Source organism: Pseudarthrobacter sp. (assembly GCF_036675385.1).
Lineage (GTDB): Bacteria > Actinomycetota > Actinomycetes > Actinomycetales > Micrococcaceae > Arthrobacter.
The window spans coordinates 1-6,035 of record NZ_JAKFFD010000183.1; the positions used below are offsets into that span (position 1 = coordinate 1).

6 protein-coding genes are annotated in these 6,035 nt (G+C 61.7%); 4 read left to right on the forward strand and 2 right to left on the reverse strand.

From position 1 onward, the window contains the following. Positions 1 to 24 precede the first annotated feature (24 nt). From V6M49_RS15745 to V6M49_RS15760, 4 genes are all read left to right on the forward strand, one after another. Positions 25 to 786: a gamma-glutamyl-gamma-aminobutyrate hydrolase family protein gene (locus V6M49_RS15745; protein WP_246848631.1), complete on the forward strand. Its 762-nt coding sequence runs from the start codon at positions 25 to 27 to the stop codon at positions 784 to 786. Then, positions 767 to 2,134: an aldehyde dehydrogenase family protein gene (locus V6M49_RS15750; protein WP_332761934.1), complete on the forward strand. Its 1,368-nt coding sequence runs from the start codon at positions 767 to 769 to the stop codon at positions 2,132 to 2,134. Before V6M49_RS15745 ends, V6M49_RS15750 begins: the two co-directional genes overlap by 20 nt. Before the next feature lie 25 nt (positions 2,135 to 2,159). Further along, positions 2,160 to 2,939 (forward strand): 3-oxoacyl-ACP reductase, encoded by a 780-nt coding sequence (locus V6M49_RS15755; protein ID WP_141141783.1) that lies wholly within the window; start codon positions 2,160 to 2,162, stop codon positions 2,937 to 2,939. Positions 2,940 to 3,678: 739 nt separating this feature from the next. Continuing rightward, complete coding sequence (locus tag V6M49_RS15760; RefSeq protein ID WP_332761935.1) at positions 3,679 to 4,899, forward strand: CBM96 family carbohydrate-binding protein; 1,221 nt, start codon at positions 3,679 to 3,681, stop codon at positions 4,897 to 4,899. A gap of 132 nt (positions 4,900 to 5,031) precedes the next feature. Here V6M49_RS15760 and V6M49_RS15765 read toward each other — a convergent pair whose 3' ends face one another. Beyond that, complete coding sequence (locus V6M49_RS15765) at positions 5,032 to 5,277, reverse strand: hypothetical protein (RefSeq protein ID WP_332761936.1); 246 nt, start codon at positions 5,275 to 5,277, stop codon at positions 5,032 to 5,034. 14 nt (positions 5,278 to 5,291) lie between these two features. Further along, positions 5,292 to 6,035 (reverse strand): putative hydro-lyase (locus V6M49_RS15770; RefSeq protein ID WP_332761937.1); only part of this gene is annotated, 744 nt, incomplete at its 5' end.

Here is a 6,035-nt window from a genome sequence, read left to right on the forward strand (position 1 = left end):
CCGTAACGGACTGGGAGCGCAAGCGTGTCTTTGAACGGCTCTGATAGCTACCGCCCACGGATCGGGCTGACAACCTACTTTCAGCAGGCTTCCTGGGGCGTTTGGACAGCGGATGCGGCAGTTCTGCCGGGAACCTACGTCCAGGCGGTCGTCGCTGCCGGCGGCACTCCTATCCTGTTGCCGCCCGTCGGCACTGACCCATCGGTTGTGGAGGTCCTGGACGGACTGATCATCTCCGGAGGCAGCGATGTGGGCCCGGAACAGTACGGGGCGCAGCCCCACCGGCTCACCCGCGCTCAACCGGCGAGGGACGTACACGATATCGCCCTGACCAAGGCAGCCTTGGACGCCGAAGTCCCCCTTTTCGCCATCTGCCGGGGAGCCCAGATCCTCAATGTCGCCATGGGCGGGTCGCTGATCCAGCACATCCCCGATGTGAACCCGGAGGCGGACTACCAACCGGCGCCGGGTGTATACGGCAACGTGGAGTTCACGACGGCGCCGGGCAGCATCAGCCGGCATCTGCTGGGAGCATCGGCCAGCGCACCTTGTTACCACCACCAGGCCATGGACCGGGTCGCTGACGGCCTTTCCGTCACGGCGGCGGCGGCCGATGGCACCGTGGAAGCCCTCGAAACGGCAACGGGCGGATGGGCACTAGGGGTCCAATTCCACCCGGAACAGAATCCCAATGATCTCCGGCTTTTCAATGGGTTCATTGAGGCTGCAACCAACTACCGCAAGAATCGAACGGAGAGCCCCGGCAATGTCCACGAGCACGTTTGACGTACTGAATCCGGCAACGGAAGAGGTAATCGAGACCATAACCCTTGCAACACTTGAGGACACTGACCGGGCAATCGAAAAAGCCGTCCAGGCATTCGAGACCTGGCGCCATGTTGCCCCTGCAGACCGGGCTCTCCTGCTGCGCAGGTTTGCTGCGGCAGTAGACGCCGACCGGGAAAATCTCGCCCAGCTGGAGGTCCGCAACGCCGGGCACACCATCGGTAACGCCCGGTGGGAAGCAGGGAATGTCCGCGATGTCCTGACGTACTACTCCGCAGCCCCCGAAAGGCACCTTGGCCAGCAGATTCCAGTAGCTGGAGGGGTCAACGTCACCTTCAACGAACCCCTCGGGGTCGTTGGGGTAATCGTCCCGTGGAACTTCCCCATGCCCATTGCCGCTTGGGGCTTCGCCCCCGCCCTTGCCGCTGGCAACACTGTCGTTCTGAAACCGGCGGAACTGACTCCGATGACTGCCATCCGGCTCGGACAGCTGGCAAGGCAGGCAGGCCTGCCCGAAGGTGTCCTGCAGATCATCCCGGGCAAGGGCTCAGTCGTCGGGGAACGATTCGTGACCCATCCTGCTGTGCGGAAGGTTGTCTTCACCGGTTCAACCGGGGTCGGTAAGCGGATCATGGCCGGCTGCGCTGAGCAGGTCAAGCCCGTGACCCTGGAGCTGGGCGGCAAGAGCGCCAACATCATCTTCGCGGATTCGGACCTCGAAGCCGCTGCTGCAGCAGCACCCGGAGGCGCTTTTGACAACGCCGGGCAGGACTGCTGCTCCCGCTCCAGAATCCTGGTCCAGGACAGCGTCTACGAAAAGTTCCTCGAGCTCCTGGAACCAGTTGTGAAGGCCCTGAAGGTCGGCGACCCCAGCGACGAGGCTTCGTTCATGGGGCCGCTGATTTCCGCAGCCCAACACCGCACAGTCTCCGGCTTCGTCCCGGACGGCTCATCTGTGGCTTTCCAGGGATCCGCGCCGGACGGCAAGGGGTTTTGGTTCCCCCCCACCGTTCTTACGCCCTCCCGCGAGGACAGGGTAATGCATGAGGAGATCTTCGGCCCCGTCGTGGCAGTCGTTCCCTTCAAGGACGAAGCCGACGCACTCCGACTGGCGAATGACTCGATCTACGGTCTGTCCGGATCCATCTGGACACGGGACATCGGTCAGGCGCTGAGGATGGCGCGAGGACTCGAGTCGGGAAACCTCTCAGTCAACTCCCACTCCTCGGTGCGCTACTCCACACCCTTCGGCGGATTCAAGCAGTCAGGACTCGGACGGGAACTCGGCCCGGACGCCCTGAACGCGTTCACCGAAACAAAAAACGTCTTCATCTCCACCAACCCATAACGTCCTCACCACAAAGGAAGAAAAAATGATTGAAGTAATTTCCAACCGCCTCAAGGGACGCAGCGCTGTCATCACCGGCGGCGCCAGCGGGATCGGGCTCGCCACAGCTCGCCGCTTCGCCGCAGAAGGGGCTCATGTCGTCATCGCGGATCTGGACCCAACCGCTGGGCAGCGGGCTGCCGACGAGGTGGGCGGCCTCTATGTGAAGGTGGATGTCACCAGCGAAGAGGAAGTGAAGAACCTCTACGCCGTGACCCACGAAACTTATGGAAGCGTTGACATCTCCTTTAACAATGCGGGAATCTCGCCGGCAGACGATGCCTCAATCATCGATACAGGAATCGATGCGTGGCGCAGGGTCCAGGAAGTAAACCTGACCTCCGTTTTCTACTGCTGCAAATACGCCCTCCCTTACATGCAGGCGCAGGGGAAGGGCTCAATCATCAATACTGCGTCGTTCGTTGCGGTCATGGGTGCCGCCACTTCCCAGATCTCCTACAGCGCATCCAAGGGCGGGGTGCTGGCCATGAGCCGGGAACTCGGCGTCGAATTCGCCCGGCAGGGGATCCGGATCAACGCACTCTGCCCGGGACCCGTCAACACGCCCCTGCTGAAGGAACTCTTCGCCAAGGATCCCGAGAAGGCAGCCCGCCGCCTCGTTCACGTTCCCTTGGGCAGGTTCGCGGAACCGGAAGAACTGGCAGCAGCAGTCGCCTTCCTCGCCAGCGACGATTCATCCTTCATCACCGCCTCAACCTTCCTGGTTGACGGCGGCATTTCAGGCGCTTACGTAACACCCGAGTAACGGCCAGGTCTTCCGCGTGGACCCTATCCCCAAGGCACGTGCGCGGCAGATCGGGGGCGTCGCAGATTACTTAGCGGACGACGGCGGGAGGCACCCGCCGTCGTCCGCTTCCGTTGGGTGCCGCTCCCCTACAGCGCCGACCAGCCGCCGTCGGACGCGAGGATGGCGCGTTCACTAATTAGGTATAGGGGTTTTCCCACATTCCTTGAACATAGGTATAGGGGATTTATTGCTCATTCTTTCGCTTCTGGTCTACGCTTTGATATCTGGCATTTGCATTTAGGCATTTACATTTAGCCGTCGTTGTTTCTGGGTCGACGCTTGCTTAACCCAATCGGATACTTTAAATCCCCAATAGAAACAGCGATGAATATGAAAGCTACGTCCGCTGACTTAGTAAATCCCTCGCCCCCGCCACAAGCATCGCTACGAGTCTGCTCGGTAATTCCGGCCGTGCTTGGGCCTCCGGCACATACGGCTATCAGAGCATCAGTCATTCAGGCGTTGCCGATCCGCCGAGGTCGGACAAGTCGCAGAGCAAGCTGTTGTGGAACGACGGGTCCCGGTGGGCCAACATATGGAAGTCCGGCAGCGGGTGGCACATCTACCGGCTGGGCCGCAGCCCGGAGACATGGATGGACCGGCACGAACTTCCCGATTGTTCCTAATGGCGGCGATGTAACAATCGCATGGGACAACGGGTCCAACAAGATTTTTAGGCTTAATAGGGGGCGGGCTGATGTTCTGGCGTAAATGCGTGGCGGTTGCATTATCCATTCTGGTTGGGTTCGCAATCATTACTCCGACAACGGCAAGCGCCGCAACGACGATCTCGCCGACCATAGACACATACGTACAGGCGGACAAGGCGACTACCAACTTTGGGGCTAGCGTCCGTTTGTCCACAGAGGGCCGTGCGAACATCTGGCGGAACACACTCCTACGGTTCAATGTTCCAGTTCCCGCTGGCGAACATGTTGTTTCGGCTAAACTGCGGGCATATTCGGAGGCATCCACAACTTCCACTGAGTTCGTGGATGTTTTCACTACGTCTGGCGGCTGGACCGAGAGGGGAGTTACCTGGAATAACGCACCAGCACGCGGGACGTGGCTGGGGAAGGCTGGCGGGTTCGCTACCGGCTCGTGGGTTGAATGGGATGTTACTAAGGGCGTTAGCGCAAAGGGTGGCGAGCAGAACTTCAAGCTGGAAAGCAACGCGCAGAAGTGGATCGGATTCAAGTCGAGGGAATCTTCGTCCGCCCTGCGTCCACGGCTGGTGGTGACGACCGCGCCTGACGCGGTAACACCTACCGAGGCGGCCGTAGTCCATGGTTGGGGCACGCGTGTAACTGGCGACGAGTTCAATTACACAGGTGCGCCGGATGCCACGAAGTGGATTGTTTACAACAGCGCCGGGCACGCGGGCCAGGGTATGCGGAGTCCACAGCAGGTTACCGTGGACGGTTCCAAAATGGTCATGACTGGAACTCCGGACGGCACGACCGCTGGAATGGGCGCGAAGTTCGCAAACCAGAAGTACGGGCGGTGGGAAGTCCGTGCGGCCGGGTCCGGTGATAATGAGTACCATATGGTGTCCATCCTGTGGCCGGATAGTGAGAATTGGCCCTGTGACGGCGAAGTTGACTACTCGGAGACGACTGGTGACTGGAACCTCATCACGTTCTTCCACCACTATGGATGTTCGAACTCGCAGACGTCGGCGTCCAGGGCCCTGGACGTTACGCAGTTCCACAACTACGCGGTTGACTGGTCTCCGAATGGGATCGTCGGCTACGTCGATGGGGTGAAGTGGTTTGAGGACAACGACCCGGCGCACCAGCCTCCCGGTTCGATGCACCAGACGCTACAACTGGACTGGTTCCCAGACAGCACTGCTAATGGCGCTGGCGAGATGCGAGTGGATTGGGTTCGCGTCTATGCGGCGGCTGGAACGGCCTAGACGTACACCCTGACCCGACTGCCGGGCGAGACCCGGTTACGCAGACCCCGTGCGCCTGCCGTAGCACCCCGATTAAACTCAAGCGGACGACGGCGGGAGGCACCCGCCGTCGTCCGCTTGAGTTTGCGGCAATTACTGTCTGTGGTGTTCGGCAGTGGCCACACGGGCCTCGCGCGAATCCGTCTTGTTAGCCGGGAGGCCTGCGTACGTCCAGACGCAGGGCCGGCCGGAATCGCTCGGAATGAGCTGGCCCTCGTAGAGCTGAATGCTCGCTCCGGTGGGGCTCCGCCAGACGCCGGTCAGCTCGCAGCGTGTGCCGGTGGCCTGCTGGCGTGGCACCGACAGGTTGATGACGCGGCGGGCCCGTTTCTCGGCCACGGGGAGTCTCCGCTTCACGATGGCTCTCCCGCCGGTTCCCGGTAGGTGCTTTCGGGAACATCAGTGATGAACATGTGCCCGGGAGCGTGGCTGATCGCGAAGGATGGCCTGGATGCCATCACTGCGCTCTGCGGTGTCACGCCGCAGGCCCAGAACACCGGCACCTCCCCCGGCCGGATCTCCACCGCATCCCCGAAGTCGGGGCGGTTGATGTCGGCAATGCCCAGATCCTCCGGCGACCCGACGTGAACCGGGCTGCCGTGGACCTTCGGCACTTCCGACGTGACCCTGACGGCGGTTTCAACCAGCTCGGGCATCATGGGACGCATGGAGACCACCATGGGGCCGTGGATCCGTCCGGCAGGAATGCACTCGACGTTCGTGCGGTACATGGGCACGTTGCGGCCGGTTTCGGTGTGCCGCAGCGGGATCCCTTCGCTGGCCAGCGCGGCCTCGAAGGTGAAGCTGCAGCCGATGAGGACGCCCACCATGTCGTCACGCCAAACAGACGCGACGTCGATGACCTCCTCGGCCAGTTCGCCGTCCACCCACACACGGTAGGCGGGGATATCGGTGCGGATATCGGAGCCGGGCGCGAGAGCGCTTTCATACTGTCCCGCCGGAATGATGTCGACGACGGGGCAGGCCTTGGGGTTCAGCCGGCAGAATTCGATGAATTCATCGGCGTAGTCGGCCGTCACCGCTATCAGGTTCGCCTGGGTGTAGCCGTCGCTCCAGCCGGAGGTGGGGGTGACCAG

Coding starts and splice junctions, on each gene's coding strand:
- V6M49_RS15750 (WP_332761934.1), top strand. CDS start 767: ATGTCCACGAGCACGTTTGACGTACTGAATCCGGCAACGGAAGAGGTA.
- V6M49_RS15760 (WP_332761935.1), top strand. CDS start 3,679: ATGTTCTGGCGTAAATGCGTGGCGGTTGCATTATCCATTCTGGTTGGG.
- V6M49_RS15755 (WP_141141783.1), top strand. CDS start 2,160: ATGATTGAAGTAATTTCCAACCGCCTCAAGGGACGCAGCGCTGTCATC.